The 24,866-nt window shown below is 65.4% G+C and carries 23 protein-coding genes and 1 pseudogene; 8 read left to right on the top strand and 16 right to left on the bottom strand.

What is annotated here, in order from left to right; all coding sequences use genetic code 11:
• Positions 1 to 230: 230 nt before the first annotated feature.
• Positions 231 to 686, bottom strand: a complete 456-nt coding sequence (locus tag G6N67_RS20550; RefSeq protein ID WP_197747925.1) for a GNAT family N-acetyltransferase — start codon at positions 684 to 686, stop codon at positions 231 to 233.
• A 126-nt stretch (positions 687 to 812) separates the two neighbouring features.
• On the opposite strand from G6N67_RS20550, the gene G6N67_RS20545 reads away from it, so the two are divergent.
• Positions 813 to 2,789, top strand: coding sequence for an SEC-C metal-binding domain-containing protein (locus tag G6N67_RS20545; protein WP_051578463.1), 1,977 nt, complete (start codon positions 813 to 815; stop codon positions 2,787 to 2,789).
• Here the strand turns inward: G6N67_RS20545 and G6N67_RS20540 are convergent.
• Positions 2,765 to 3,346: a DUF2510 domain-containing protein gene (locus G6N67_RS20540; protein WP_036429276.1), complete on the bottom strand. Its 582-nt coding sequence runs from the start codon at positions 3,344 to 3,346 to the stop codon at positions 2,765 to 2,767. The genes G6N67_RS20545 and G6N67_RS20540 overlap by 25 nt on opposite strands.
• Before the next feature lie 98 nt (positions 3,347 to 3,444).
• Here G6N67_RS20540 and G6N67_RS20535 point away from each other — a divergent pair, with 98 nt between their 5' ends.
• On the top strand, positions 3,445 to 4,419 hold the full coding sequence (locus G6N67_RS20535) for a metallophosphoesterase (RefSeq protein ID WP_036429279.1): 975 nt from the start codon (positions 3,445 to 3,447) through the stop codon (positions 4,417 to 4,419).
• A 20-nt stretch (positions 4,420 to 4,439) separates the two neighbouring features.
• Here G6N67_RS20535 and G6N67_RS20530 read toward each other — a convergent pair whose 3' ends face one another.
• Complete coding sequence (locus tag G6N67_RS20530; RefSeq protein ID WP_081812410.1) at positions 4,440 to 4,793, bottom strand: response regulator transcription factor; 354 nt, start codon at positions 4,791 to 4,793, stop codon at positions 4,440 to 4,442.
• A gap of 136 nt (positions 4,794 to 4,929) precedes the next feature.
• Between G6N67_RS20530 and G6N67_RS20525 the strand changes: the two are divergent.
• Positions 4,930 to 6,199 (top strand): annotated as a pseudogene (locus tag G6N67_RS20525) (IS256 family transposase).
• A 100-nt stretch (positions 6,200 to 6,299) separates the two neighbouring features.
• Here the strand turns inward: G6N67_RS20525 and G6N67_RS20520 are convergent.
• Both G6N67_RS20520 and G6N67_RS20515 read right to left on the bottom strand, forming a co-directional pair.
• Positions 6,300 to 7,256, bottom strand: a complete 957-nt coding sequence (locus G6N67_RS20520; RefSeq protein ID WP_036429283.1) for a mechanosensitive ion channel family protein — start codon at positions 7,254 to 7,256, stop codon at positions 6,300 to 6,302.
• A 34-nt stretch (positions 7,257 to 7,290) separates the two neighbouring features.
• Positions 7,291 to 7,932 (bottom strand): NUDIX hydrolase, encoded by a 642-nt coding sequence (locus G6N67_RS20515; RefSeq protein WP_036429285.1) that lies wholly within the window; start codon positions 7,930 to 7,932, stop codon positions 7,291 to 7,293.
• A 65-nt stretch (positions 7,933 to 7,997) separates the two neighbouring features.
• On the opposite strand from G6N67_RS20515, the gene G6N67_RS20510 reads away from it, so the two are divergent.
• Complete coding sequence (locus tag G6N67_RS20510; RefSeq protein ID WP_051578856.1) at positions 7,998 to 9,464, top strand: ADP-ribosylglycohydrolase family protein; 1,467 nt, start codon at positions 7,998 to 8,000, stop codon at positions 9,462 to 9,464.
• Between the two features lie 215 nt (positions 9,465 to 9,679).
• On the opposite strand, the gene G6N67_RS39275 is transcribed toward G6N67_RS20510, so the two are convergent.
• Positions 9,680 to 10,534, bottom strand: coding sequence for a hypothetical protein (locus G6N67_RS39275; RefSeq protein WP_036429287.1), 855 nt, complete (start codon positions 10,532 to 10,534; stop codon positions 9,680 to 9,682).
• A gap of 222 nt (positions 10,535 to 10,756) precedes the next feature.
• Between G6N67_RS39275 and G6N67_RS20500 the strand changes: the two genes are divergently transcribed.
• Positions 10,757 to 12,730, top strand: coding sequence for an OPT family oligopeptide transporter (locus G6N67_RS20500; protein WP_036434465.1), 1,974 nt, complete (start codon positions 10,757 to 10,759; stop codon positions 12,728 to 12,730).
• A 16-nt stretch (positions 12,731 to 12,746) separates the two neighbouring features.
• Positions 12,747 to 13,118 carry a hypothetical protein gene (locus tag G6N67_RS20495; RefSeq protein WP_036429289.1) on the top strand — a complete coding sequence of 124 codons (372 nt, stop codon included), beginning with the start codon at positions 12,747 to 12,749 and terminating at the stop codon, positions 13,116 to 13,118.
• Here G6N67_RS20495 and G6N67_RS20490 read toward each other — a convergent pair.
• From G6N67_RS20490 to G6N67_RS20475, 4 genes are all read right to left on the bottom strand, one after another.
• Positions 13,115 to 14,035 carry an RNA polymerase sigma-70 factor gene (locus tag G6N67_RS20490; protein WP_230022096.1) on the bottom strand — a complete coding sequence of 307 codons (921 nt, stop codon included), beginning with the start codon at positions 14,033 to 14,035 and terminating at the stop codon, positions 13,115 to 13,117. The two genes, G6N67_RS20495 and G6N67_RS20490, sit on opposite strands and share 4 nt — an antisense overlap.
• The gene (locus G6N67_RS20485) at positions 14,005 to 15,165 is read right to left on the bottom strand and encodes an NAD(P)/FAD-dependent oxidoreductase (RefSeq protein WP_051578464.1); all 1,161 of its coding nucleotides are present in this window, start codon (positions 15,163 to 15,165) and stop codon (positions 14,005 to 14,007) included. Before G6N67_RS20485 ends, G6N67_RS20490 begins: the two co-directional genes overlap by 31 nt.
• Positions 15,166 to 15,295: 130 nt before the next feature.
• Positions 15,296 to 15,976, bottom strand: coding sequence for a hypothetical protein (locus G6N67_RS20480; RefSeq protein WP_036429293.1), 681 nt, complete (start codon positions 15,974 to 15,976; stop codon positions 15,296 to 15,298).
• 207 nt (positions 15,977 to 16,183) lie between these two features.
• Entirely contained in the window at positions 16,184 to 17,302 is a 1,119-nt protein-coding gene (locus G6N67_RS20475) for a hypothetical protein (protein WP_036429295.1), read from the bottom strand.
• A gap of 208 nt (positions 17,303 to 17,510) precedes the next feature.
• Here G6N67_RS20475 and G6N67_RS20470 point away from each other — a divergent pair, with 208 nt between their 5' ends.
• Positions 17,511 to 18,647 (top strand): SMP-30/gluconolactonase/LRE family protein, encoded by a 1,137-nt coding sequence (locus G6N67_RS20470; protein WP_036429297.1) that lies wholly within the window; start codon positions 17,511 to 17,513, stop codon positions 18,645 to 18,647.
• Here the strand turns inward: G6N67_RS20470 and G6N67_RS20465 are convergent.
• The 6 genes from G6N67_RS20465 to G6N67_RS20440 all read right to left on the bottom strand — a co-directional run bounded on the left by G6N67_RS20465 (position 18,644) and on the right by G6N67_RS20440 (position 24,181).
• A complete protein-coding gene (locus G6N67_RS20465) occupies positions 18,644 to 20,299 on the bottom strand; it encodes an SWIM zinc finger family protein (RefSeq protein WP_036429298.1) in 1,656 nt (551 codons plus the stop codon). The two genes, G6N67_RS20470 and G6N67_RS20465, sit on opposite strands and share 4 nt — an antisense overlap.
• A 30-nt stretch (positions 20,300 to 20,329) precedes the next feature.
• On the bottom strand, positions 20,330 to 21,298 hold the full coding sequence (locus G6N67_RS20460; RefSeq protein ID WP_036429300.1) for a hypothetical protein: 969 nt from the start codon (positions 21,296 to 21,298) through the stop codon (positions 20,330 to 20,332).
• Positions 21,299 to 21,401: 103 nt separating this feature from the next.
• Entirely contained in the window at positions 21,402 to 21,806 is a 405-nt protein-coding gene (locus G6N67_RS20455) for a hypothetical protein (protein ID WP_230022094.1), read from the bottom strand.
• A complete protein-coding gene (locus tag G6N67_RS20450) occupies positions 21,803 to 22,195 on the bottom strand; it encodes a hypothetical protein (protein ID WP_036429302.1) in 393 nt (130 codons plus the stop codon). Before G6N67_RS20450 ends, G6N67_RS20455 begins: the two co-directional genes overlap by 4 nt.
• The gene (locus G6N67_RS38935; protein ID WP_179976741.1) at positions 22,192 to 23,145 is read right to left on the bottom strand and encodes a nucleoside triphosphate pyrophosphohydrolase; all 954 of its coding nucleotides are present in this window, start codon (positions 23,143 to 23,145) and stop codon (positions 22,192 to 22,194) included. Before G6N67_RS38935 ends, G6N67_RS20450 begins: the two co-directional genes overlap by 4 nt.
• A gap of 247 nt (positions 23,146 to 23,392) precedes the next feature.
• Positions 23,393 to 24,181: a hypothetical protein gene (locus G6N67_RS20440; RefSeq protein ID WP_051578466.1), complete on the bottom strand. Its 789-nt coding sequence runs from the start codon at positions 24,179 to 24,181 to the stop codon at positions 23,393 to 23,395.
• A 334-nt stretch (positions 24,182 to 24,515) separates the two neighbouring features.
• On the opposite strand from G6N67_RS20440, the gene G6N67_RS20435 reads away from it, so the two are divergent.
• Positions 24,516 to 24,815, top strand: coding sequence for a hypothetical protein (locus G6N67_RS20435; RefSeq protein ID WP_036429305.1), 300 nt, complete (start codon positions 24,516 to 24,518; stop codon positions 24,813 to 24,815).
• The last annotated feature ends 51 nt before the right edge of the window (positions 24,816 to 24,866 follow it).

Below are 24,866 nucleotides of genomic sequence, written 5' to 3'. Positions count from 1 at the left end.
GCTATGAATCGGTCGATTGATCGGCGTTCCCCGTACAGACGGGAACACCCTGTCATCGACGTAATGATCTGCGTCACAAGCCAACTAGGACTTTCAGCTTGCGCGTCAGCGCCGATAACCCCAATCTAGGGACGCATCCGCCCCGCGTCACTCAACTCATATTGGAGACACATAATCGCGCTGTGCGGTCTGCACTACGGCAGCAACGACGCGACGCTGGGTCGAGACCGTCAGTTCGACCGTCGCATCAACCGTTCGTCATCGTCATCGGGTGACGGACCGGCATCGATGAAGCCGTTGCGCTCGTACAGCGCGATGGCCGGCCGATTGTGCGTCTTCACCGAGAGCACCACGTCGCAGCGGTCGGCCCAGTCCAGCACGGCTTGCACGGCCGCGTCGCCCACTCCGCGCCCACGGACGGCCGGATCGACCCACATGGATATCAGTTCCACCGCGCCGCCGGCCTGCACATAGGCACCTACGATCCCGGCAGGCATGCCGTCGCAGTCGATGACGGCATTGAACGGAACCGCGGAAAACCGGTTCCGCCACCGTTCTTCCGTGTCGCCGTCGCCGGTCCATTCGGCCAGCGTCGACCCGTACATGTCGGGCGACTCCGCGAGCGCTTTAAGGCGGAGTCGACGCCAGAGTCGCCAGTCGTCGGCTTGCAGAATCCGAACGTCCATCAGGTGCAATGGTCTCATCAGTCACACCAGCACCGCGAGGCCGGCACATACATGGTCTGGAAAGGTGGTACCACATGCGGTATCACGCGACGAACTGCGACAGGTCCGGGGACTAGGGTGACCCCCATGGTGGAGGAGTTCGATCCAGAGGGGCCCGCCGAGGAAATCCTGACCAGGCACGGGCCGCTGTCCGAGGACGAGTTCCTACGCCGGATTCAGGAGGCCGGCGGGGATTACCTCGATTTCGAGGAGCTTCTCGACGAGATCGGCGATGGTGTAGGCCAATTGACCGACGGCCGCTGGGTGTGGCTGCCCGCGCTATTGCTGGGGCGGGTGCTCACCCGTCGGCTCACCGCCGACGAGCTGACCCACGACATCCTGACGGTCACCCCGGAACTCGATCCGATCCTCGCGAACCACGGCACACGCGCGCGCTTCGCCACCAAGGAACCGGCTGTGGTGGTGACGGCCGGTTACGACGCCGCGCTCCTCGGGCAGCGCGGGATTCCCGCCGAGGCAGTCGACCGCAACGGGGCCCTGCTGCTGCCGGCGGGAACGCTCGGGAGCTTGGGCCTGTCCGAGGGTGAGCTGGTCGGGGTCCGGCTGACCTTACAAGGACTGGCGGTCGAGCGGGTCGCCGCTGCCGAACGGCCGCCCGTCGGTGAACGGTTGGCCGCACTGCTCGACGACGACGCACCGGCCGTCCTGTCGGAAGCTGTCTGGACACTGTGCCACGAAGATGCGTCAGTATTCTCCGCACCACTGCTACCCCTGAGCGAGATCATCGACGAATATGGCCTGAAGCGCCGGGCAGATCTCCTCGCGCCGGTGGAATTCAACTTCGGCGCATGGGATTTCAAACGTGGCTGGAACCTGCTGGCCGACCGGCATGACCTTCACCCCGATGAGGCGCTGGCGCTCTACACGCTCATCACCATGCATCGGCAGATGGCGACCTTGATCGAGACCGGCTCCGACGACGAGCTCGTGTCACCTGAACAGTCCGAAGATTCGCCGTGGGTGGGCGATTTCAGTGATCTGTCCGGAGACCTCGGTGCCGTGCTGGCCGATCCCGACCTTGCCGAGATATTGGCGACGGAAACCGCAGGCACTGGACGGGCCGGTGCGACTGGACTGGGCATGCTCGCCGAGACCCTGGAGTCCAAGGTGCCGCGGACGGCCCAGGTCGCGTGCCAGTGGCTGCGCGCGGTGGCACTGGAGCGCATCGGGGACGTCGAAAGCGCCGAACGCGAGTTCCTGGCCGCCGAATCCATGGATACCGGTTGGGCGCCAGTGTTGTTCGACCTCGCCCGGTTCGCGTCCGATCGCGGTGACCCCGAGCGCGCGCTGTCGCTCCTCCGCCGAGCGGGCGCCGATCCCGACGATCCGATCGTTACGTTGCTGGAACGACATCGGTCCCAACCGCGAAACGATGTGGGGCGCAACGATGCCTGTTGGTGCGGGTCGGGCCGCAAATACAAGAAGTGTCACCTCGGCCGTGAACAGCTGCCGTTGGCCGAACGCGCCGACTGGCTGTACTCGAAGGCCGCCCAACACGTCATGCACACCGGCTGGGACGAGCTGTTGCACGAGGTTGGCTACGAGCGGAGCCGCTATGCCGCAGATTACGACGAAGTCGTTGTGGCAGTGAGCGATCCGCTGGTTATGGACGCGGTGTTGTTCGAGGGCGGGGCGTTCGAGGATTTCGTCGCGGTGCGCGGGTCACTGCTCCCAGACGACGAGTTGTCGCTTGCCCAGCAGTGGCTGTCGGTGGACCGCTCGGTGTTCGAGGTCGACGCGGTGCATCCCAGCCGCGACGTGACCGTGCGCGATGTGCGAACCGGCGACACCCAGGATGCGCATGCCGAAGCCGACAGCCGTCAACTCAAGCCCGGGCAGCTGATCTGTACGCGCGTGGCACCCGCCGGGGACAGCCTGCGGTGCTTCGGCGGGCTGGTACCGGTACCGCTGAACGACCGCGACGAGTTGATCGCGCTGCTCGACGACGAGCCCGATGCCGTCGAACTGGTCGCGCTGCTGAGCCGCCGGTTCGCCCCGCCCGACCCGGACATGTTGTTTCACAACGACTCCGGCGGCAGATAGCGCCCATGCACACCGCGGGGGTCACCCTGCTGGTACAGGTGGTTCTCGTAGTCGGCTCGTTGTGCAAGCATGTCGCGCTGGAACTGCTCGCGGCGCTGCTGCTCTTCGCGCTTGTCCGCCGACTTGAGCACCCAGAAGCCATACCCGCCGAGGAGCCCGAGCGCCACCATCACGACGTACAGCCATGGGTGCTGGTTGGCAGCGCCGAGCAGAACCAGTCCACCGACCACCGCCGCCACGACGATCGGCCGACTATTGGACGTCCGTACGAGCGCGCCATTGGTACCGACGGCAACCGAGGACAACCCACCGCCGAAGAGCGCGGCCAAGATCCAGATCGGCAGCCACAGCCCGCACGTCAAGAACGTCAGCACGGCGTGAAGGGCATGGTTGGTTCCGCCTGTTGATACCGCCACCGCGACGGCTTGCGCAGTCGGCGCCGACACGGTCGGCGGCGTCGGCACGAAGTGTTGGGTCCAGCGTGCACCGTCGTGATATCGCTGGCCCGGCTGTCCGCTCGGGTCGGGATGCCAGCCGGGCGATGGCGTGTGCGTCATTGTGGTTCCTTTCGTAGAGAGCCGACCAGAATGACACTGGGCACCGACAAGTACCTGTCGCTCGACCCCGGAGACGTCAACCAGAAGGGGGCCACGGCATGGATGGCTACGACATCATCGGCGACGTCCACGGGTGCGCCACGCAGCTCGAAGCACTCCTGGACAAACTCGGGTACCGTACTGCCGCAGGCGAATACCGCCACCCGAGCCGGCAGGCCATCTTTGTCGGCGACCTGATCGACCGCGGCGACGGGCAGCTGCGCGTGCTGGAGATCGTCAAGGGCATGGTCGACGTGGGAAGCGCACAGATCGTGATGGGCAATCACGAATTCAATGCCCTTGCGTATCACACCGAATGGCCGCACGGCAGCGGCAAGTTTCTACGCCCGCATGATGACCCGGACAATCCGAAGTCGGCCAAGAACATGAAACAGCATCAGGCGTTCCTCGATCAGGTCGACGGCGAGGACCGCCGCGAGTACCTGGAGTGGTTCGCCACGATTCCGCTGTGGCTCGACCTCGGTGACCTGCGCGTCGTGCATGCGTGCTGGCATGAGCCGTCGATCGCGGTGGTCGAGCAGGAATGCGGTTCGGCCACCCCGTTCGGCGACGTGGAACATCTCGTCGCAGCGTCCGACGAGAACCATCCGCTCTACCGGGCGATCGAAACCCCGCTCAAGGGGCCCGAGATCAGCCTCGTCGACCACGGCCAAGCCGAATACATGGACAAGGACGGTCATTCGCGCGGCAGCGCGCGCATACGTTGGTGGAACAGCGACGCCCGCACGTTGCGCGACATCGCCGAGATGGGCGGCAACTACACCACGGAATCCGGCGAACCGTACCCGCTGCTACCCGAACTGGACGTGGTGGGCGACTCTCAGTCGTATGTCTACGCAGACCAAGTCCCGGTGTTCTACGGGCACTATTGGCGGCAAGGCTCACCCAAACATCGACACGACTGGACGGACTACACCGCGTGCGTGGACTTCAGCGCTGTGAAAGGCGGGGCGCTCACGGCGTATCGCTGGTCGGGGGAAACACGGATCCAGCCCAAGCATTATGTGACGTGAGGTCACGAATCCTCGCTCTCCTACAGGTCATTGAGGCCGATGTAACCATCCTGGATGGCGCGTGCGGCCAACGCCGCCTTGGTTCGTGCCGGGCGGCCGGCGCGGGCGTACTTGGCACGGACGCGCTGCAGGTACGTCCGGACGGTGCTCGGTGTGAGGAACAGCTCTTCGGCGACCGCGGCCTTGCTGTCGGTGCGCAGCCACGCGATCAGGATCTCTAGCTCCCGGGCCGAGAGCTCGACGCGAGGGCCCACTTCCGGTCGCGGAGGATCACCCTTCCCGATTGACCGCTCGGCGCGGCCGCACACAACCAGCGGCGCGGTCGGCCCCAGTTTGTTGCCGTTGGTGGCCGTTGGTGCCGGATAGGTGTTCATCGGAGCGTCTCCTGCCTGTTCGGATAGAGGAATGATCAAGACTTGTGGATCTGGGAGGGCGTGCCTTCCCGCAAATATGATCCCGGTAGTCACTTGATCAAGTCAGCGTTGCAGCGCTGGCGGAAAGGCACGCTTCGTGCTCACGGTAGTCAACAACAACGAAGGTTCCAACCCGGCCGGCCAAGACCGCTCGATCCTCGATGAGATCGTGCGTGACGGGGCCCGGCAGATGCTCGCCGCGGCACTGCGCGCTGAGGTCGCCGCCTATATCGACCAGTTCGTCGATCAGGTCGATGAGAATGGGCACCGGCTGGTGGTGCGCAACGGGTATCACCACGAACGTGAGGTGATGACCGCCGCCGGTGCGGTCGCGGTGAAAGCACCCCGGGTCAACGACAAGCGTGTCGACCGGAAACCGGTGAGCGGCAGAAGTTTCGTCGAAGATCCTGCCTGCGTGGGCACGCAAGAGCCCGGAGATCTCTGCGGTGCTTCCGTTGCTGTACCTGCATGGGCTGTCCTCCGGTGATTTCGGGCCCGCCCTGGAGCAGTTCCTGGGGTCGGGCGCGGGCTGTCAGCAGCCACGATCACCCGGCTGACCAGTCAATGGCAGAAAGAGGCCGCCGCCTTCGCCGACCGGGCTATCACCGCCGATTATGTGTACCTGTGGGTCGACGGCATCCACCTCAAAGTGCGTTTGGAGCAGGAGAAACTATGCCTGCTGGTGATGATCGGGGTCCGCGCCGACGGCAAGAAGGAACTCATCGCCCTGGCTGATGGGTATCGGGAATCGACCGAGTCGTGGGCCGATCTGCTGCGCTCGTGCAAACGCCGCGGCATGACGGCGCCGGCCCTGGCGGTCGGGGACGGGCGCTCGGGTTCTGGCCGCGCTGCGGGAGGTGTTCCCACAAGCGCGTGAGCAACGCTGCTGGTTCCATAAACAAGCCAATGTGCTTGCTGCACTGCCGAAATCAGCACACCCCAACGCGATCAAAGCGATGCAGGAAATCTACAACGCCGAAGACGACACGCACGCACGCCAAGCGATCGTGGCCTTCGAGAAGGCTTACGGCGCCAAGTACCCCAAGGTTGTGGCCAAGATCATCGATGACGCCGACGTGTTGCTCGAGTTCTACCGGTACCCGGCCGAACACTGGATACACCTGCGCACCACTAACCCGATCGAATCCACCTTCGCGACCGTGCGACTGCGGACCAAGGTCACCAAAGGCCCCGGATCCCGCGCTGCGGGTCTGGCGATGGCCTACAAGCTGATCGAGGCCGCACAGGCGAAATGGCGAGCGGTCAACGCACCCCACCTGGTGAAACTGGTCCGCGACGGCGCCACCTTCGAGAAGGGAAAACTCGCCGAAACCGACTCCACCTCACCCACCGAGGAGGCCGCCTGAAACTCGCTCATCCACAAGTCTTGACAATATCTCGTTCGGATAGCCCGCACACGCGAGCCGAACAGAATGACAGAGACCTCCGACAACTACCGGCGGGCGGCTATTCGGCCGCCTGGCCACCGACCACGGCGTGGATGCGTCCCTGCGGATACGGCAGATCGATGCCATGTTCGTCGTAGGCGCGGAGAATCTCGCGGCGAAGTCGTCGCTGCACCGCCCACTGCGCGTTGGGCCGCGTCTTCACGGTCATCCGCAGCTTGAGCAGGTCTGCCGACAACTCTTGCACGCCAAGCATCTCCGGCTCCCCCAGCACCTTGTGCGCCATCGACGGGTCGGCGATGACCTCGTGCGCGGCGTCGAGCGCGACCTGCTCGGCCCGGTTGACGTCCGCGGTCAGCGCAACGGGCACCTCGATCCGTGCGACGGCATAGTCCTGACTCATGTTCCCGACGCGCGCGATCTCCCCGTTGCGGACGTACCAGAGCGTGCCGTCGATGTCGCGGACTGTGGTGATCCGCAGGCCGACGCTCTGCACCTCCCCGACCGCCTCCCCGAGGTCGACGGTGTCGCCGACGCCGTACTGGTCCTCCAGCAGCATGAACACGCCGCTGACGAAATCACGCACCAGGTTCTGCGCGCCGAAGCCGATGGCGAGGCCGACCACACCCGCCGAGGCGATGAACGGCGCGATGTTCACCCCGAGCACGCTGAGAACGGCCAGGACGACCCAGATCAGCAACAAGATCGACACCGTCGACTTCAGCACCGATCCGATGGTCTGCGCACGCTGCTGACGCCGCTCGGCGGCCTTGTTGTTGGCCGACGCCGATGCGCGATCACGCAGGTAACGCAGCAGCGGCGGTTTCTTGGATTCGACTTGTACATCGGCACTTCGGCCCTTGCGGGCCCGGCCGGTGGTGGCGCGGTCGATCATGCGATGTAGCAAATACCGTGCGATCAATGCGACGACGAGGTACGCCACGATCCGGATGGGAACCTCGATGAGCCAGTGCCGATTGGTGTCCGTCCATTCGAAAGCCAGGTTGTACACATCCATGGTTCCGACCGTACGGAAGACGGTTTACAGGCGTCTAACGCGTTGTATCTCTGGCAGGTCGTCGCCGGAACAATTCGGCGGGGCGTCCGCGGCCGCCGGCGGTGGTGGCGCCGGTCGCGACGATGTGCGGTTCCATCGCGCGACGGAACGTGTCGCGCTGCAAATCGTGGCCCGCCACCGCCTCGTGTACCAGCCGCAGATCCCGCAGCGTGAACTCCGCGCCGAGCAGGCCGTCAGGGTCGGGCATGGCGGCATAGCGGGCGCGGACCTCGTCGACGGCGAGCCTGACGATATCGGCGTGGTCGTAGATCAACCTTCCGGGCGCGTGGACCGGGACCAGCCGCGTGGTCTCGGCGAAGCGCGACGCGAGTTGCTCGGGCGGCACCACGGCGACGTGCGCAACGGACAGCACCCAACCCCGGTCGTCGCGCCCCAGCGCATCGAACACGTGGAGCTGACGCGGTGACAGCCCGCGAATGTTGGCCTTGTCGGCCAGCGATCGCTCGACTGCGTCGGCGAGGATCTCACCTTCATGCAGAAACGTACCGGGCAACGCCCATCCGCGGCCCTGCGCGCGACGGACCTGCAGCACGACGAACCCGCTGCCGGGGTCGACGGTCAAAACCGCGGTGTCGACAGCGACCGAGGGCCGCGGGTAGTCCGTGAGGTTGTTCATGTCAGTGCCTGAGCGTACAGTGCATCTCAATTAGCGCAATTTTGCGCAAAATGGAGGAGGTGGCCATGACGTCACGTAACGACCGCGTCGAAGGCGTGTTGTTGGGCACTGCGGCCGGCGACGCACTGGGGGCGCCGTACGAATTCGAACCGCCCCGCGGACCGGAACTACCGGTCGAGATGGCAGGTGGCGGTCCGTGGGAGCCCGGCGAGTGGACCGACGACACCGCGATGGCGGTCGCGATCGCCGAAGTCGCCGCGACCGGCGCCGATCTTCGCGACGCCGCCGCGCAGGACGCGATCGTCGCCCGGTGGCACGAATGGTCTTTGGGCGCCAAGGACGTTGGCATCCAGACCCGTTCGGTACTCACCACGGTCGCGCGCGACGGTGCCCTCACCGCGGCCAACGCTCGTGCGGTCTCGGCGGCACTGCACGCCAGCACAGGGCGCACCGCAGGCAACGGGTCGCTGATGCGGACCGCTCCGGTAGCCATTGCCTTCCTCGACGACGAGGGCGCCATGGTCCGGGCCGCTCGGGCGATCAGCGAGCTCACCCATTTCGACCGCGACGCCGCCGATGGAGTCGTGTTGTGGTGTTGCGCGATTCGGCACGCCGTCCTGACCGCGGAGCTCGACGTACGAATCGGACTGCGCCACATCGACTCTGTCCGTCGCGACCTCTGGGCGCAGCGCCTCGATGAGGCCGAGGCGTCCCGTCCTGCGGACTTCGTCAACAACGGCTGGTTGGTGGCCGCGCTGCAGGCAGCGTGGTCGGCAATCGTCAGCACCGATTGCGGCGGGCCCGAACATCTCCGCCGCGGGTTGGATGCGGCCGTGCGCTGCGGCAATGACACCGACACCGTGGCCGCGATCGCCGGCGGCTTGCTCGGCGCGGCTTACGGCGCCTCGGCGGTGCCGACCCAGTGGCGCGCGCAGCTGCACGGGTGGCCGGGCCTCACGGCCCGCGGCCTGGTGAGGTTGGCGACGGCGATCGAGCGCAAGGCAGCGACCGCGGACCCCGACTACTCGTGGTCCCACGCCGACGTCCTGGTTCCACATCCACATGACCCACACGTCCTGCTCGGCAGCGTGGGCGCGCTGCGTCGGTTGCCGGCGGAGGTCGACGCGGTGGTCTCGCTGTGCCGGATTCCGGAAAGTCATGTGCCCGAGGGGATGTCACATGTCGAGGTTCGTCTGATCGACAAGGTCGATCCCGACGAGAATCCGCACCTCGATTTCGTGTTGCTCGACGCCGTGCGGACACTCGAAGGTCTTCGCGCTCAAGGGCACACGGTGCTGCTGCATTGCGTCGAGGCATACAGCCGCACCCCCACCGTCGCCGCGCTCTACGGCGCACGGCTGCGGGGCGTCGGCACCGACGAGGCGTTGGCCGACGTGCTGTCGGCTCTGCCCGACGCGAATCCGAATCCGGTGTTTCGGGAGGCATTGGTGCGGTTGGGCACTCCACGACAGGGACTGCCGGCGCCTGAGCCGACCAGCGCACACCGAGACTCACACCAGGGACAAAACTGAGCGTCTGCTTGTCCCTGGTGTGAATCTCGATGAGATCCGAGCACGCGACATTGCGGGCAAGCCCGCCTGCCCGTCAGTGGGCGAGCGCGGCGTGCTGCGGGTGCGAGGTCACCGGGAGCGGCACCGCGACGCTCGCGTCCGGCGGAATCGATGACAGCCTCAGTCGGATCAGAGTACCGATGAGATGCCATCTCCAGATTGCTTCTGCTACATGGTTACTTCCATTCGTGATCACAGATCGAGCACCGCCACTTCTCGTCGCTGAGGCAGCAGCCGCCAATGTGCAGCCACGGTCCCCACGATTCGGGGTCGCTTGGCATGCCGTACTGAATCGTCTGGGTCCGTTGACCTCCGCAGTGCGGGCACTCCGGATTCTGCGCGAACCGAAAGTCGACGAATGAACGGAAGTTCCGGTCCCGCATGAGGTCTCGGCATCTACGGCAGATGACGGCCGGCCAGTCGGTGGCGGATTCTCGGAGCGACGCCCGGAACGGTCCGGGGATACGCGGGCTGCCGGGCGTTCTGATCGGCGAATCCGGCTGCGGACGCGGCAGCGGGTCGACGGTGTGGATATGCACCCGGTCGCGGGCGTCGGCTTCGCCGAGGTCGATCGCCGCTCCGCAGCCGTGACAGTCGCCGCCGAAGCGCAGCAGGTTCCGCGCGGCGGCCACTGACGAATGCCCCCAGCGATGATGCGGCTCCCCGTGCACCGGGCTCTCGTGCAGTGCCAGGATCACCCGTTCGGCGTCATCGTCGTCGAGGCGCCAACTGACGAAGGCGTCACTCAGATCCAGCACCATGGCCAGCGTGGTCAGGTCTACCAGGTCAGCGCCGTACGTTCCGACCACAGCTCCACCCAGTGCACCCTCGTGGTCGATGCGGGCAAGTCGCGTCAGCACCGAGGCCGGGTCCGTGCCCAGCACCATCAGCGCGTAGTCGCCGGGCCGGGACTCCCCGAACGCGTACCGCCACGGCCGGTACGGCGAGCGCGGCTCCAACAGCGTGATGACGCCGTCCATCCAGTCAGCAGCCTCGAGGATGTGGAGACGGTGGTGGATTGTTTGCGCCATGTGGCTATTGTCCCATTGAGGTACGACAATTCGTGTTCGCTGACGTTAGCCATGAAGCCCGCTTTGGCGCGAGAATGACGTTCCCGGCAACCTCGTCCGCGGCACCAGTTCGCGTTGGTGTTCCGATCAGCCCGCGACACCGCCGTCCAAGGCCTAACGTGTATCAGCGGGTCGCCGCGCGGGCCGCGTCGGCCTTTGCGCTGCAACCGAGAGGATGCCGAGTTGGCCGTCGATACCCCCACCACACCGACACTGCGCGAACTGACCGTCCGCGGGATCCTGCTCGGCGGCGTGATCACCCTGGTGTTCACCGCGGCCAACGTCTACCTGGGCCTCAAGGTGGGCCTGACGTTCGCCACCACTATCCCGGCCGCGGTGATCTCGATGGCGATCCTGCGCAACTTCGCCAACCACTCCATCGTGGAGAACAACATCGTGCAGACCGTCGCGTCGGCGGCGGGCACGCTCTCGGCGATCATCTTCGTGCTTCCCGGCCTGGTCATGGTCGGCTGGTGGACCGGCTTCCCCTACTGGATCACGCTCGCGGTGTGCGCCGTGGGCGGCATCCTCGGCGTGATGTACTCCATCCCGCTGCGCCGCGCCCTGGTGACCGGGTCGGATCTGCCCTACCCCGAGGGCGTGGCAGCCGCCGAGGTGCTCAAGGTCGGTGACAGCACCGGCGGCGCCGAAGACAACCGCACCGGCATCCGGGTGATCGCGTTCGGCTCGGTGGTATCGGCGGCGTTCGCGTTGCTGGCCAACCTCAAGGTGCTCGCCAACTCCGTGGCGGCTTACTTCCGCGTCGGCGCGGGCGGCTCGATGTTCGGTGCGAGCCTGTCGTTCGCGTTGATCGGCGTCGGTCATCTGGTCGGGATGACCGTGGGCATCGCGATGCTCGTCGGCCTGGTCATCTCGTTCGGGATCATGCTGCCGATCCGCACCAATGGAGCGTTCGGCACCGACGAACCGATCGGCGACGTCATCGACAGCGTGTTCGCGCACGACGTGCGGTTCATCGGTGCCGGGGCGATCGCGGTGGGCGCGGTGTGGACGTTGCTGAAGATCCTGCGCCCGATCGTCACAGGCATCACCGAAGCGCTGACCTCGGCGCGTGATCGCCGGCAGGGCAAGCTCGTCGACGTCACGCAACGCGACATCCCGTTCCCCATCGTCGTCGGCACCGTGGTGGTGATGCTGCTCCCGATCGCCGTGCTGTTGTGGAACTTCAGCCGCGGCACCGCGCTGCAGGGCAGTGCCGCCGGGATCATCATCGCCAGCCTGGTGTTCGTGTTCCTCATCGGCCTCGTGATCGCCGCGGTGTGCGGCTACATGGCCGGCCTGATCGGCTCGTCGAACAGCCCGATCTCCGGGGTGGGCATCCTGACCGTGCTCATCGCCGCGCTGGTGATCAAGGTGGTGTTCGGCCACACCGATGACAACCAGGCCACCGCGCTGGTGGCGTTCACCCTGTTCGTCACGGCCGTCACGTTCGGCGTGGCCACCATCTCCAACGACAACCTGCAAGACCTCAAGACCGGCCAGCTGGTCGGCGCCACACCGTGGAAGCAGCAGGTGGCGTTGGTGATCGGCGTGCTGTTCGGCTCGGCGATCATCCCGCCGGTGCTGGATCTGATGCAGCGCGCGTTCGGATTCCTCGGGGCGCCGGGTGCCACCGAGAACGCCCTGGCCGCACCGCAGGCCGCGCTGATCTCCTCGCTCACCAAGGGCGTGTTCGGCGGCAACCTGGACTGGTCGCTGATCGGCCTGGGCGCCGCGATCGGGGTCGGCGTGATCATCGTCGACGAGATCCTCAACCACACAACACGTTTCGCCCTGCCGCCGCTGGCCGTCGGGATGGGCATGTACCTGCCGATGAGCCTGACGCTGATCATCCCGCTCGGTGCGCTGCTGGGCTTCTTCTACAACAAGTGGGCTGACCGCACCGGCGGCAACGTCGAACGCAAGAAGCGCCTCGGCGTGCTGCTGGCCACCGGATTGATCGTCGGTGAGAGCCTCTACGGTGTGGTCTTCGCCGGAATCGTCGCCGGCACCGGCAACGACGACCCGCTCGCGATCTTCACCGCAAACACCGGAACCCCCGCCGAAGTGATCGGGATCGTGGCGTTCGCGGCCGTGATCGCGTTGGTGTACAAGTGGACCCAGAAGATCTCCGCGCGGGAGCCGGTGAAGAGCTGACCGGCTTGGTGCGTTTGTGACCGACTCGACGCCGCAGGCCGAACGTAAGCGGCCGAGCGCGAAGCACTGGGCGTGGTTTGCCGGCATTCTCACTGCCCTGCTCTTGCTGGGATTCGTCGTGGCGTTTGTGATGATGCTGCCGCTCGCGATGGCCACGGACGGCTGCCACGAGGGCACGACCGACAAGATCTGTCAATTGACCGCGCGCGGACAGAACGTGCTCGTCGTCATACCGTGGATGTGCCTGGCCGCAGGCTTCGCGACGGCGGTCGTGGGCGCCGGCGTTGCCGAACGGCTCAGGCGCTCACCGCTGTTCGGCTTGGCGACAGGCATCGTCGGCTATTGCGCGATGATTCCCATCGGCTATGCCATCGCCTTCTCGGTCTAGAGTCGCTTGACCCCGGTGGCGATGGCGTGCAGCTTGTCGGGGTTGGCGACGTTGTGGACGGTCGCGACGCGGCCGCCGGCGTCAACGTCGAGGGTGAGGGTGGCGATGATCCGGCCGGCGCCGCTGAACACGATGCCCGGGCCACCGTTGACATCGACGATATCGGCTGTCATATCGGCGATCTCGACGCCCTCGTACGGACGTCGCGCGACTCCGGCGAGCCACTGTGCGACGTTGCGCATGCCGATGATCGGGCGCATCGCCTGACGGACCTTGCCGCCCCCGTCGGTCCACAGTGTGACTTCTGGGGCGAGCAATTCCATCAGTGCGTTGATATCGCCACCGGTGACGGCGGCGAAGAACCGCTCGGTCGCCTCGCGCTTTTTGGCGCGGTCGGCTTCGAATCGGGGTCGCCGAGCCTGGACGTGTTCGCGGGCCCGGTGGGCGGCCTGGCGTACCGCGGCCTCAGACCGTTCGACGGCGTCACCGATTTCGGCGTAGCTGAAGTCGAACACCTCCTTGAGCACGAACACCGCACGCTCCAACGGGCTGAGGGTCTCCAGCACCACGAGCATGGCCATCGACACGGATTCGGCCGCGGTGACGTCATCTGCCGCATCGGGCTGGGTGAGGATCGGCTCGGGAAGCCACGGCCCCACGTAGGTTTCACGTTGGCGGCGTGCGGAGCGAAGCCGATCCATCGACGCGTTGGAGACGATGCGGGCGAGGTATGCCTTCGGGTCGCTGACCTGTGAACGGTCGTCGCCGGACCACTTGAACCAGGCATCCTGGACGATATCCTCGGCGTCGGCCGCCGAGCCGAGGAGCCGATAGGCGATCGAGAACAACAGGGTGCGGTACTCGGCGAACGTCTGCTGATCGGCGTTCATCGTGTCGACCGGCCGCCGCGCCGCCATGTCGCTGCCCCGAGCGCGGGCAGCACCTTGAGCAAGCGGTACGTCGTCCACGGGCTGGAGCTCACCGCTTCTTTGTAGGCCACGGCGAACCGGCCGGCAAGGTAGACCCGCCGAGGGCTGTCGTCGGGATGGGTGAACTGGATGACCCCGTCGGCGCGACCCAAGCTGACCGGCTGATGGACATAGCCGAAGCGGAACTTATTGGGCTGCTTGCCTTTCAATTGCCGGGCGATCGATGCTGCCGCATGCACCCCGGTCGGGATGCCGCTCTGGCAGGTGCCGTGGATGACGCCGTAGCCCTGCCGGATCGCGGCCGCGTCACCAACGGCGTAGATGTTCGGGTGCGTGACGGACCGCAGTGCGTGATCGGTGACGATGCGGCCGCGGTCGTCGACTTCGAGGCCCGCGGCCGCCGCGATGGGCGAGACCCGCACTCCCGTCGTCCAGAGGATGGCCTGCGCCTCCACGACTTGGCCGGTGTCGACGGCGACGCCGTCGGGCATCACTTTGACGATCTCGACGCCTGCGCGCACCTGGACACCGAGCCGATCCAGGCCGGCGTGCAGCCGGGCCCGCGCCTTCTCCCCCATCATCGCGCCGGGGGTCTGCCGGCTCAGCAGGACGACATCGAGTTCGGGGTGCTGTTCGGCGATCTCGGCGGCCGATTCGATACCGGTCAGTCCGCCACCGGCGACCACGACGGTGCCGGCGGCGAGCTGGTTCAGGCGGTCGGCGAACAGGGTCGCGTCCTGCGCGTTGTTGAGGGTGTAGGCAAACTCGTCGACACCGGGAACCGTCGCGGTATCGGCGACGCTGCCCAGCGCGTAGACCAGCGTGTCGTAGCGCAACCCGTACGCGTCGTCGATGCGTACTTCCTGGGCGTCGGCGTCGATACCGGTCACCCAACCCTGGACGAAGTCGACCCCAGTGCCCTGGAGCTGATCGGGGATCTGCAGGTCGGCCAGGGTCTGGCCGGAGGCGGTTTGATGCAAACGCAGCCGCTCAGTGAACCGGGTCTGCGGATTGACCAGCGTGATGTGGACGTCCTCTCGGCCGCGCAGCCGGCCCACCAGGCCCATCGTGGCGGTCATGCCCGTGTACCCAGCGCCGATGATCAGGATCTTGTGCATCGCTCTGCCTTTCATTGCAGCGGTTGATGCACACCAGACGGATCCCGGACGACGATTCGTGACATCGGAGTTAGAGTGATCTGCGTCACAGTGCGGCGGGCGGCCTTGGACGCCCTCGCGGGGACCGCGCTCAGCTTGTGGTCGCGACCTTGGCGACCTGCTTGGCGAACACCTCGTTGAGCATGTCCACATCCGGGGCGATCGACTTGCCGCCCGCGCCGGTCGCGTCTCCGCCCGTCGCGATGCACATGACCACGAGTTCGCCGACTTCGGCGGTGTACCCCGAGAACTTCACCGTCACCGATTCCCCTCCGGACTGAGCTTGCGACTCCAACCGATAGCCGACCTGCTTGGCAGCTCGGCTAGGCGGCGGGGCCATGCGCTCCACCGTCACCTCGGCCGTCACGTCACCCTTGTCCACCGAGAATTCGTAGCACTTCGCGAGCCACTCTTCGGTGACGGCGACAAGGTTGCTGCCTGGCTCACGCGCGATCGTCACGATGACGTTGGGCACCTTCTGCTGGTTTTTGGTGACCATGGCGACGACGCCACTCGATAGCGAGGTCTTGTCCGACGCGTCGCACTGCGCGGGCTCGGCCCGGCCGGATTCCGTTCCGCCTGAGTTCTTTGACATCTCGTCACTCAAGTCCTGCACCTGCCAACCGGACGGAAAGTCGGACCGAGTCACCAACAACGGGCGCAGCGACGCGTCCATGGTCACCGTCGGGGCGTCGGCCTCGTCGCGGCAACCAGCCAGGAGCGCCGCGGCCACGAGAAAGACGACGACGCCGGCTGTGAGGTTCTTCAGCACCTTCCGACCATAACGGTTGCTGGAGGCCCGTCATCGCACCAATTGTGCGTCGGTCGAATCGGCCGCATGCGTGATCCCGCGTCGTGAAATCGGATGCGGTTCCGTCATTTCCGACTCAAATGGGGCACGTCTGCGATCTCGGCGTCGGTTGGCGTCCGAGGACTCAGGCCTTCGCCGGCCCAACCGTTGTTTAAGACGCCACCATCATCAGCCCGCGTCGAGGTATCCCCAATGTGCTGCCTCCTCGAGCACCTCCTCCTTGTAGCTCAACCTCAGGTCGTCGATCGCCGCGAGTGTTCGCGCTGTCAGTTCATCTCGAATACCGCTCTGCGCGTGTGCATATGGAATGAATGCGCGCAGCAAGTCCGGGGCGTCGAGCGCGACCGCCAACGGGATGTTGCCGTCGTAAAACGCGCCACCGATCGCTTGGTGGACACGCGCTGCGCTCCATCGCAGCGCATCGCCCGAACCGGTCTCGAGCAGCTCCAGCAACAACTCCTGATGGCTGCGCTCGGTGAAAGGCGCCGCGGAGCGGGTTGCGAAGAACGTGTCGCACAGTTCCTCGATCGCGTCCCAATCGACGCCCGGCCGGCACTCACCGCCTTCAGGAAGCCGAGCGACCAACCACTGCACCAGTGCGCGGTAGAGCGGCCAGCTATCGGTCTCAGGCGCGAACGCCGGTTTGGTGAACGCATCTTCGATCCACGCTCGCGCGTCCGCCAGGCTCATCTCGATAGCTTCTGGGTCGGTGCTGGATTCAGCCACTCGTGCGAGAACATCGTCGATCGGCTTGGGCACGGCGCCGCCGTCGGCGATGCTCGAACATCCGAGGTGGTCGATGAAGACCGCGACAGTCAGCTCGTGGCGACCGAATTGGACCCCGAGCACGAGTTCGTCGGCGTCGGCAAGCACATGGCGTCTGCGCACCGCCCTGTAGGCCTCTGCCTCCGGCAGGTCTGTAATCCACTGTGGCAGAACGTGGTTACGCGCGGCCACCTCCTCGCGACATCGGAGCTGGGCCGCCGGTTCGTCGACCAGAAGCTCGGCAAGCACCGCCAGAACCGCCGTCACCGCCGGATCCCGCGCACCGATCCAGCTGGTCAGGACGTCGTCGAGATACCTCTCCCGGCCGTGCGGGTCAGGTTTGCCCACGTTGATGAACAGGCTCGCGATACTGAGCAGGTGCAGCGGATGCTCACGCGCCACAGCGCGGCGCAGGATATCCATCAGCGTCGGTTCGGCAGCATTATTCCTGGCGCGTCTCGCCGCCCGCCGCACGTCACGGCGGGCCTGTTTGGCCTCGCGCGCTCGTCGTTTGTCTCTCATACGCGGAGGCTACTCACGGGGTCTGACAAGTCACCGGTGCCGACAGCATGCCCGCGCGAAATCGTGTCTGCACGTGCGTTGTTCGTCGACACATCAATGCCGGAGCCGCATCGATCGATATCAGAAAGGGATTAGACCGTCCCCCAGATCCCGCGTAGGTTCACGCTCAACGATCAGGCCGGTGCGGACCCTATCGGAAAGAGGCTCGATGTACACGACTCGGCGCAACATGCTCCTCGGTTCGGCGGCCGCCGTGTTCGCCACCGTGACCGCCGGCGCATGCGCGCAGCCGGCCGCGCCCCAGTCGCCGCCGCCCCAGCCCGCGACACCACCCGAGCCGCCGTCGTTCCAGCCGAACCTGCGCTACCCCGACCCCGCCGTCGAGATCCTCGATCCGAGCTTCAGCAAGTACCGGATCTATTCGAGCACGCTCGAGCAGGTCGCCACCGGCATGCGCTGGGCCGAGGGCCCGGTGTACTTCCCCGACGGCGGTTACCTACTCTGCAGCGACATTCCGAACAACCGGATCATGAAGTTCGATGAGAAGGACAACAGCTTCACGGTGTTCCGCAGCGGCGCGAACTACGCCAACGGCAACACGCGCGACCGCCAGGGCCGGCTCGTCACCTGCGAGCATTCGGAGACGCGTCGCATCACCCGCACCGAAAAGAACGGCGACATCACGGTTCTGGTCGACAGTTTCGACGGCAAGCGCCTCAACGCGCCCAACGACATCGTGGTGAAGTCCGATGACACCATCTGGTTCACCGATCCGTTGTTCGGCATCAACGGCGAATGGGAAGGCAGCCGCGCCGAACCCGAGCAGGCCACCACCAACGTCTATCGGGTCACCCCCGACAACCAGGTCACCGCGGTCATCACCGATCTGGTCAATCCGAACGGCCTGGCCTTCTCCCCCGACGAGAAGAAGCTCTACGTCGTGGAGTGGAAGGGCACGCCGAACCGCAGCCTCTGGAGCTACGACGTCGCCGACGACGGCACCGTTGGCAACAAGACCAAGCTGATCGATGCGGCCGACCAGGGCGCGCTCGACGGGTTCACCGTCGACCGCGACGGCAATCTGTGGTGCGGCTGGGGCAGCAACGGTGCGCTCGAGGACCAGCCGACCGACGTCGGCGGCCGCAAGGTATTCCAACTCCGGGGCAAGTCAGAGGATCTCGACGGTGTGATGGTGTTCAACCCGCACGGCAAGGCGATCGGGTTTATCCGTCTCCCGGAACGGTGCGCCAACCTCACCTTCGGCGGGCCGGAGAACAACCGCCTCTATATGGCGGCTTCGCACTCGCTCTATGCGCTGTACGTCGAAACCCACGGTGCGGTTTAGAGTTTCTTCGCGTCCAGCGCTTTCATCAGGGCGGGGCGCCGGCCGTAGTCCTGGCGGAGTTGGGCGATGAATGAGGCGAAATCATCGCTGCGACCCCCTTTTTCGTAGAGTTGAGCCATTGTCGCCAGCCTGTCGGCGATGTCCGGGTACAGCTTGGAGTCGGGGTAGCGCAAATCATTCTCAAGCCCCGGCCGGTACAGGTCAGCCGCCGCGACAGGCCGCGCGTCGGCGCCTCGGACGGCCAGTTCCTTCCACGCCCAGCCGGGACCGTACCGGTCGGCGGCCTGCCACGCGGCTTCGATGTTGCCGTCGCTCATGTGGAGCTGCACCAGGACCGCACCGGCGGCGAATCGGTCGGGCGCCAGTTGTTCGGCGTGGGCCAAGGCCCAGGCATGTTCGGTGTCGGTGCGGTCAACACCGGCGGCGAAATCAAGTAGGACGCGGTAGTTCTGGACCGTGGGCTGGCGGACGAAGTCGGCGCGAAGGACGGCGATCGCATCGTCGATGCGTCCCAGGGTTGCGTAGGTCTTGGCGACGTCATCGGGATTCAGCCAGTATTCGTTGCCGCCGCCGTGGCTGCTGGTTCGGCCTTCGGTCACTGCGCGATCGATCCAGGCCACCGCATCGTCGTCGCGTCCGGCGGCGCGCAACCGGTCGACGATCGCCCCGTACTGGGGGTGTTCCCCCTGGCTGAGCAGATGGATGGCCTGGTCGAGGTCGCCGTCGTGGTCGGCGAGTTCCAGGATCATGGCGTCGGCTTCGAACCGGTGGAGGTGATCACGGTCTGCGAGCTTGCGGTCCAGCGCCGCCACCGCCCGGCGGTAGGTCGCGAGTGCCTTGTCGTCAAAGGCGTCGACGAAATCTGCCAAGACCAGGTTCGGCCACCCTGGTGAGTCGGCGCGGAATTTCACCAGCCACTTCGCGAGTGCGGCACGGTCGGGCTCACCCAACCGGCAGGCCCGCGCGTAGAGGTCGGCGGCCCGTTGGCATTGATCGGCGATGGAGCCTGAGGAGTCGTCGACGTGTTGGATGATGTCGCGTAATTTTGTCACTGCACTCCGCAATGCCGGCCGCACGAGTTCAGCAGCCCCGTTGTCGATGTGGTTCTCGAGTTCGTCGAGCATGTCACTAGCGGCTCTCGCGACCTCGAAAGAACGCCGATAGTCGATACATCCGCGGAACGTCAACATGTTTCGCACATAGGCTTCGAACTCTGCCTTGGCCTGCGTATCGTCACCCGACGCGGTCGTGGCGCGGATCTCCAGCATCCGACGTACCCCGGCATCGCGCTGGGCAACGGTGAGGATCAGGTCGCGAAGCTCGGCGACGTCCATCGCTTGGACTGCTGCCTGCAACGCATCGTCGGCCGTGTGGGAGTCGGTGGCAACCCGGCCGCTGTCGATCGCCGCGAGTCCAACGGCGACCAGATGCTTGCAGAAGTTGCCGTCGGCATTGTGCGGACACGTGCAGGTTCCGTCGGGCAGTGGACCGGACCAGTCCAGCTCCACGGTGTAGACCCGCTTGGCCTGAATCGACGCGTAGGCCTTGAACTCGGTGGTGCGAAGCCCTCTGACGTACCGGACGTAGTCCTCGCCACGGGCATAAACCACGTCGCCGGCCGCCTGCAGCAGCGTCGTTTCAGAGAGTGGCATATCGCCATGGTGCACGTTTAGCGGGCTCGTCTACCACTTACCGTCGGTGACGACGTCAGCGCCGGCGTCCTTCAGCGCGATGACGGTGGCCGGGTCGACGGGCTGGAACGCGTCGGCCTCCTTGCCGAGGACATCGCCGACGGTCTTCACCTGAGCCAACGTGACACTTGGCGCGAGGTCGGCGGCGTCGGAATCGTAGTAGTCGAACCACGGCAACCCCGCCTCTACATACGAGTCACGGTCGACAGGCGTGGGCGGCGGCACCTCGCCGGTGATCGCCGTCCACTGGGCGGCCGAGCACAAGTGCACGAAGACCCGCCAGCAGCGCTGTTCGTCGTAATCCGACAAGTCACGCTCGTCGCGGTATACCTCCTGGCGCATCCGCCCACCTGCTCCGAGGCCCATGCCTGCGGGCGCCGGCATGATGTCATCGAACTCAACCATGCACTCGCGCATGGCACTTCGCTCTGCCCGCCATTTGGCGAGCGCCTCGGCGGTGAGGCCGACGGCGCGCAGTTGAACTCCGCCGTGGCGCTCCTCGCCCGTAACCTGGCCTTCCACCGTGGCGCCGCAACCGAGCGGGACGGCCACGAACTGGCGGATAAACCCGTCGCCGGCGTTGATGCCGTCCAGCCACGGCTGGCGCGGCAGCGCCACATAGTTCTGCGAGCGCCGCGTCAGGCGCTGGCGCCACGCCTTCCCGCTGACCGCGCACACCTTGCCGACGCCGACCTGCAGCGCGGCCGGCTCGTCGGCGTGGAACGACAACCACATGGCCTCGCGTTGGTAGACCGGCAGCATGATCCCACCGTGGGCCAGCCATTCGGCCGGGGCGGTGTCGGGATAATCCTGGACCCGCCGAAGCGGGAACCGTCCCAGCCCGGGTGGCAGCGGATGCAGCCCGCTCTCCGGGATCCGCAGGGTCCGTTGGAAACTCACTTGGACCGGGCCCAGCACCAACGCGTCGCGGTCTACCCGCACCGCCGGCTCGTTCACCATGAACGTACCTCCATCCTGATCTGGCCAAAGGTCTACCAGTACCGTCCGACAGGCTGTGGCGAGCGGCGGTCACTTTTGCGTCGAGGACCGCTGGGTTTCGACGCTAGCGCCGACGACCGAGCGCGTTGGCAACGCGGACGCCGAGAATTTTCTCCGCGGGATACCGATCGAGCTGGTCCAGAGTGAGGCACCGTTCCGGCCGCAGAATCCGAGCCAGTGCGTCCGCAGACACCTGTGGCACCTCAAGCGCAATCTCACGAGCCTCAACGATGTCAATGTTCTCGTGAGTCCAGATCCCGGGTTCCTCCTGCCGGTGATGGTCCTCGGTCACGATCCAGTTGGCGAGGAATATCCGTCGGTCCGGGATCAATGTCCACACCTTGGTTCTGTCAATCCCGGCCCGCCCCTCAGGCCGAGTCAACGCGAGCCATTCGATGCTGTCGTCGTCGATGCGGTTCAGCCGCCAGTACTCCCAGCCCTGCTTCGGCGTCCTGATGGTGTGCTTCACGGAGTCGCGGTCCTCTCAAGAACGGTCGGGCGATTCTGCAGTATCACCACGTCGGAAAACTGGGCAAGCAATGCGCAGACAAACGCAGAGCGCTTGACGTTCAGGTCGTTCAGCAGCTCGATCTGACTGAGCGCACCGTTCTTGCACAACCGCTCCCAGGCCACGACGATCATCCACGCCGGCACCAGTTGCGGACCGGTACCCCGAGCCTTCGATCGCTCGGTCTCCACCCACACACCAGTGCGATTGAACGACGAAATCCAGTTGGGGCGTTTGATGCTCAGCGTCTGAATCTCGTTGCCGCTCTCGACGACGGCGGCGATGCGGTCCAGGAGGTCGTCGTCAAGTACAGCCGCATGCGCACCAGGCTTCGGAGAACTGCGAGTCATCCTTCTTTGCCTCCATGTGCGAACAGCGCGTACTCGACCACATCCGGTTCTTGTTGCCACAGTGGATCGTCGGCCCACTGTTCCGCCAGTTCGAGATAACGCAGGTAGTCAGCTTTGCGTACGAGTCCGGTGGCCGGCACGGTACCGGGGGCGGTAACGGCCAGGGCAGCGCGGACCCGCTCGTCGAGCACCAGCGGACGGGGCCGCTGCTCGGTGGTGTATCCGGCGTAATAAAGCAGCTTGGTTCCGAACGACATGCCGAATCCGGTGATCTTGTGAGTGTTCAGTAACGCATTCCACCCGGCTGCGGCGCCTTTGTTTCGCGTCAGCTCGACGATCGCCGCGATGCTGTCCGCCGCACCCTCACGTCCCAACACGGCCGCGGTGCGTTGTGGGCCATAGTCTTTCGGCTGATATCCCCACGCCATCGTCATCAAGAACAGGTCGACGGGATCCCGCTGGGATTGGGCGTGCAGGAAGCTGCGGGCGATGCCACCAGCCTGCTGCACATGTGCCGCCAAGTCGGCGTGCGCTTCTTCGTGCCCGGCGAAGACGCCGACCCACCGCTCGGGGATCCACCGGTTGCGTTGGCCCTGCACGTTCTTCGCGGTGTATCGCCGGACCGCTTGCGGAACCGCACTGACCACCCACGTGCCCGACTCAAACGCACCACGCTCCAACGCCTTCGCCCGCGCCGCGTCCGCGACTTCCTGTTCATCGATTCCCCTGGATTTCAACAGTGCGGACAGAACATCAGAGATGTCGGCCAGCTCGTCGATCAGCCTCTCCCGGTCGGTGACCACGCCGGCGGCTTCTTGTGCCTCTTCGCAGAGCTTGTCGACCAGCGCCTGGACCAACTCGTCGCCGGCCAGCCGGCGCACCTCAACCGAGCGACCCGATTTCCGAATGAGGTCCGGAATCAGGTCACGGACCAGCTTGCCGTCAGTCATCGTGTTGGACTCCAATCCGCTGAGGTCGCCCGGATCTGCACGCCAGCGTGGAAACTGTACGTGAATCCGGCAGTACCACAATGTCATCCGTTCGTATGTCACCGCCCCAACCTTCGTCGCTGGTCGGGCATCTCGGTCATGCTGGGCGCCTCGTTACGTCGAGCAACAATGGATGAAAGGGATTCCGATGAGTACACGTCGAGACACACGACGCTACGGACCGCCACGGCGGGCCCGAGATGTGGAGCTAGGACGGCACGCCGCGTTCCGTATCCGCCACCGTGAGGCCCGGCGGTAACGCGACCTGTGCGGCCGATCCTGGCAATGGGGGCTGGTTGCGGTACACCACGATGACGCCAGGCGTCGACGCCTGTGAGAGTGCTACATCAAGGGACAACGCCGGTGCGTCGTCGGCCAGGTCCAGGTTGAGGTACACCGAGCAGCGACGTTCCTGGTGACATCGTGCGATGAACATATCTGCGACGTGGTGCCCTTCCTCGCGGTAGGCCGGGATGACCGATAAGTCGCCAGGCTTGCCGTCAACCCGTTGCATCAACTCCATCGCCATCAACTGTGGGCCGGTCACCTTGAAGCCGGCAGCCTCGAAGACACCCGGTAGAAATGCGAGGCGTTCTGCGAGGTCCGCTTGTGATTGCACGCTGTCGACGACGTAGTGCAACACAAATCCTCGGTTCACCAACTCCTTGACGACCTGCCCTGCGGTCGAGGCGATGTAGTCGTAAACGCCACCACTCCACCGGAACCCGTAGAAGAGGGATTTGTACAGATCATCAACCATGAAAACGGCAACTCGGACGAGCCATTCGTCTTCGAGAGCACCGGTGAGCTCGCGGACCCGTTTGGCCAACGCCGCGACGGACAAGGCGCGCTCCTCGTCCGGGAGTGCCTCTAATCTGTCGGCGCCGGCGATGATGGCTCGACGTTCGCTGTCCCAAACGAGCGCCAAGGTCGGGAAATTCCAATCAAGAGTGTCATCACTCAACGCTTCCCCTCTCGTCGGATCCGAACGGCTCATCGGATGACGGCACGGTGACCGAGGCGTCGTATACCGGATGCTTTCCGGGCGACCTGACCCACAGAATAGGCGCCGGGTCCGACATTTTGGCACGTCAAGCCTTTTCATGACGAAAAGTCCACCGTTCGACCGACATCCCAATTTGGGTCTGATCGGTACAGTGCCAATTCTCCCAGGAACATTTCAGGGTGCGCGGAATCCTCAAGGTGAGGACCGAACTGACCGAGGAGCCGGGATGATCCGCCGTAGTGCCCCCTTGCTTGTCACAAGTCTGATGCTCGGGGTTACTGTCGCGGTTGCCCCTCCGGCAGTTGCTGATATCGGGTGGATCGCTGTGGCGAAGTCGGCCTCACACGAAGCCCTGGATTGGGGTGGCGGCCCGGGCTACTCGCAAGCCGACGCGGAGATCGCCGCTCTCCGGCTGTGTGCACAAATGCAGCCAGCCGGAGACTGCTATGTGGTGGCGAGCGGCCCCAGTTCCGCAGCCGTGGCATGGGATGTCGCCGAACCACTCAACAACGCCTACGGCGCAACCGGGTTGACCCCGTCAGCAGCACTGAGTGCCGCCGAAGCCGCGGCCGGGCCGTTCGCCAATGATCCAGAAGTCCGATGCAGCTACCTCAACCGAGGCTAGTGTCATGCGCGGCCACACATGATTTCGCGGTCAAGTCTCGAAGCTACTCGG

Source organism: Mycolicibacterium mageritense, assembly GCF_010727475.1.
Classification (GTDB): domain Bacteria; phylum Actinomycetota; class Actinomycetes; order Mycobacteriales; family Mycobacteriaceae; genus Mycobacterium; species Mycobacterium mageritense.
Note: the sequence above shows the minus strand (reverse complement) of the source record. Positions and strands in the feature narration are given on the sequence as shown.

Excerpts from the sequence above, each read along its gene's own strand:
- G6N67_RS20465 (WP_036429298.1), bottom strand. The coding sequence starts at position 20,299 with ATGCCACTCTCTGAAACGACGCTGCTGCAGGCGGCCGGCGACGTGGTT.
- G6N67_RS38935 (WP_179976741.1), bottom strand. The coding sequence starts at position 23,145 with ATGACTGACGGCAAGCTGGTCCGTGACCTGATTCCGGACCTCATTCGG.
- G6N67_RS20510 (WP_051578856.1), top strand. The coding sequence starts at position 7,998 with ATGACGTCACGTAACGACCGCGTCGAAGGCGTGTTGTTGGGCACTGCG.
- G6N67_RS20490 (WP_230022096.1), bottom strand. The coding sequence starts at position 14,035 with ATGGCGGCGCGGCGGCCGGTCGACACGATGAACGCCGATCAGCAGACG.
- G6N67_RS20535 (WP_036429279.1), top strand. The coding sequence starts at position 3,445 with ATGGATGGCTACGACATCATCGGCGACGTCCACGGGTGCGCCACGCAG.
- G6N67_RS20475 (WP_036429295.1), bottom strand. The coding sequence starts at position 17,302 with ATGAGAGACAAACGACGAGCGCGCGAGGCCAAACAGGCCCGCCGTGAC.
- G6N67_RS20530 (WP_081812410.1), bottom strand. The coding sequence starts at position 4,793 with ATGAACACCTATCCGGCACCAACGGCCACCAACGGCAACAAACTGGGG.
- G6N67_RS20545 (WP_051578463.1), top strand. The coding sequence starts at position 813 with ATGGTGGAGGAGTTCGATCCAGAGGGGCCCGCCGAGGAAATCCTGACC.
- G6N67_RS20540 (WP_036429276.1), bottom strand. The coding sequence starts at position 3,346 with ATGACGCACACGCCATCGCCCGGCTGGCATCCCGACCCGAGCGGACAG.
- G6N67_RS20515 (WP_036429285.1), bottom strand. The coding sequence starts at position 7,932 with ATGAACAACCTCACGGACTACCCGCGGCCCTCGGTCGCTGTCGACACC.
- G6N67_RS20450 (WP_036429302.1), bottom strand. The coding sequence starts at position 22,195 with ATGACTCGCAGTTCTCCGAAGCCTGGTGCGCATGCGGCTGTACTTGAC.
- G6N67_RS20550 (WP_197747925.1), bottom strand. The coding sequence starts at position 686 with ATGGACGTTCGGATTCTGCAAGCCGACGACTGGCGACTCTGGCGTCGA.
- G6N67_RS20460 (WP_036429300.1), bottom strand. The coding sequence starts at position 21,298 with ATGGTGAACGAGCCGGCGGTGCGGGTAGACCGCGACGCGTTGGTGCTG.
- G6N67_RS39275 (WP_036429287.1), bottom strand. The coding sequence starts at position 10,534 with ATGGCGCAAACAATCCACCACCGTCTCCACATCCTCGAGGCTGCTGAC.
- G6N67_RS20470 (WP_036429297.1), top strand. The coding sequence starts at position 17,511 with ATGTACACGACTCGGCGCAACATGCTCCTCGGTTCGGCGGCCGCCGTG.
- G6N67_RS20485 (WP_051578464.1), bottom strand. The coding sequence starts at position 15,165 with ATGCACAAGATCCTGATCATCGGCGCTGGGTACACGGGCATGACCGCC.
- G6N67_RS20520 (WP_036429283.1), bottom strand. The coding sequence starts at position 7,256 with ATGGATGTGTACAACCTGGCTTTCGAATGGACGGACACCAATCGGCAC.
- G6N67_RS20440 (WP_051578466.1), bottom strand. The coding sequence starts at position 24,181 with ATGAGCCGTTCGGATCCGACGAGAGGGGAAGCGTTGAGTGATGACACT.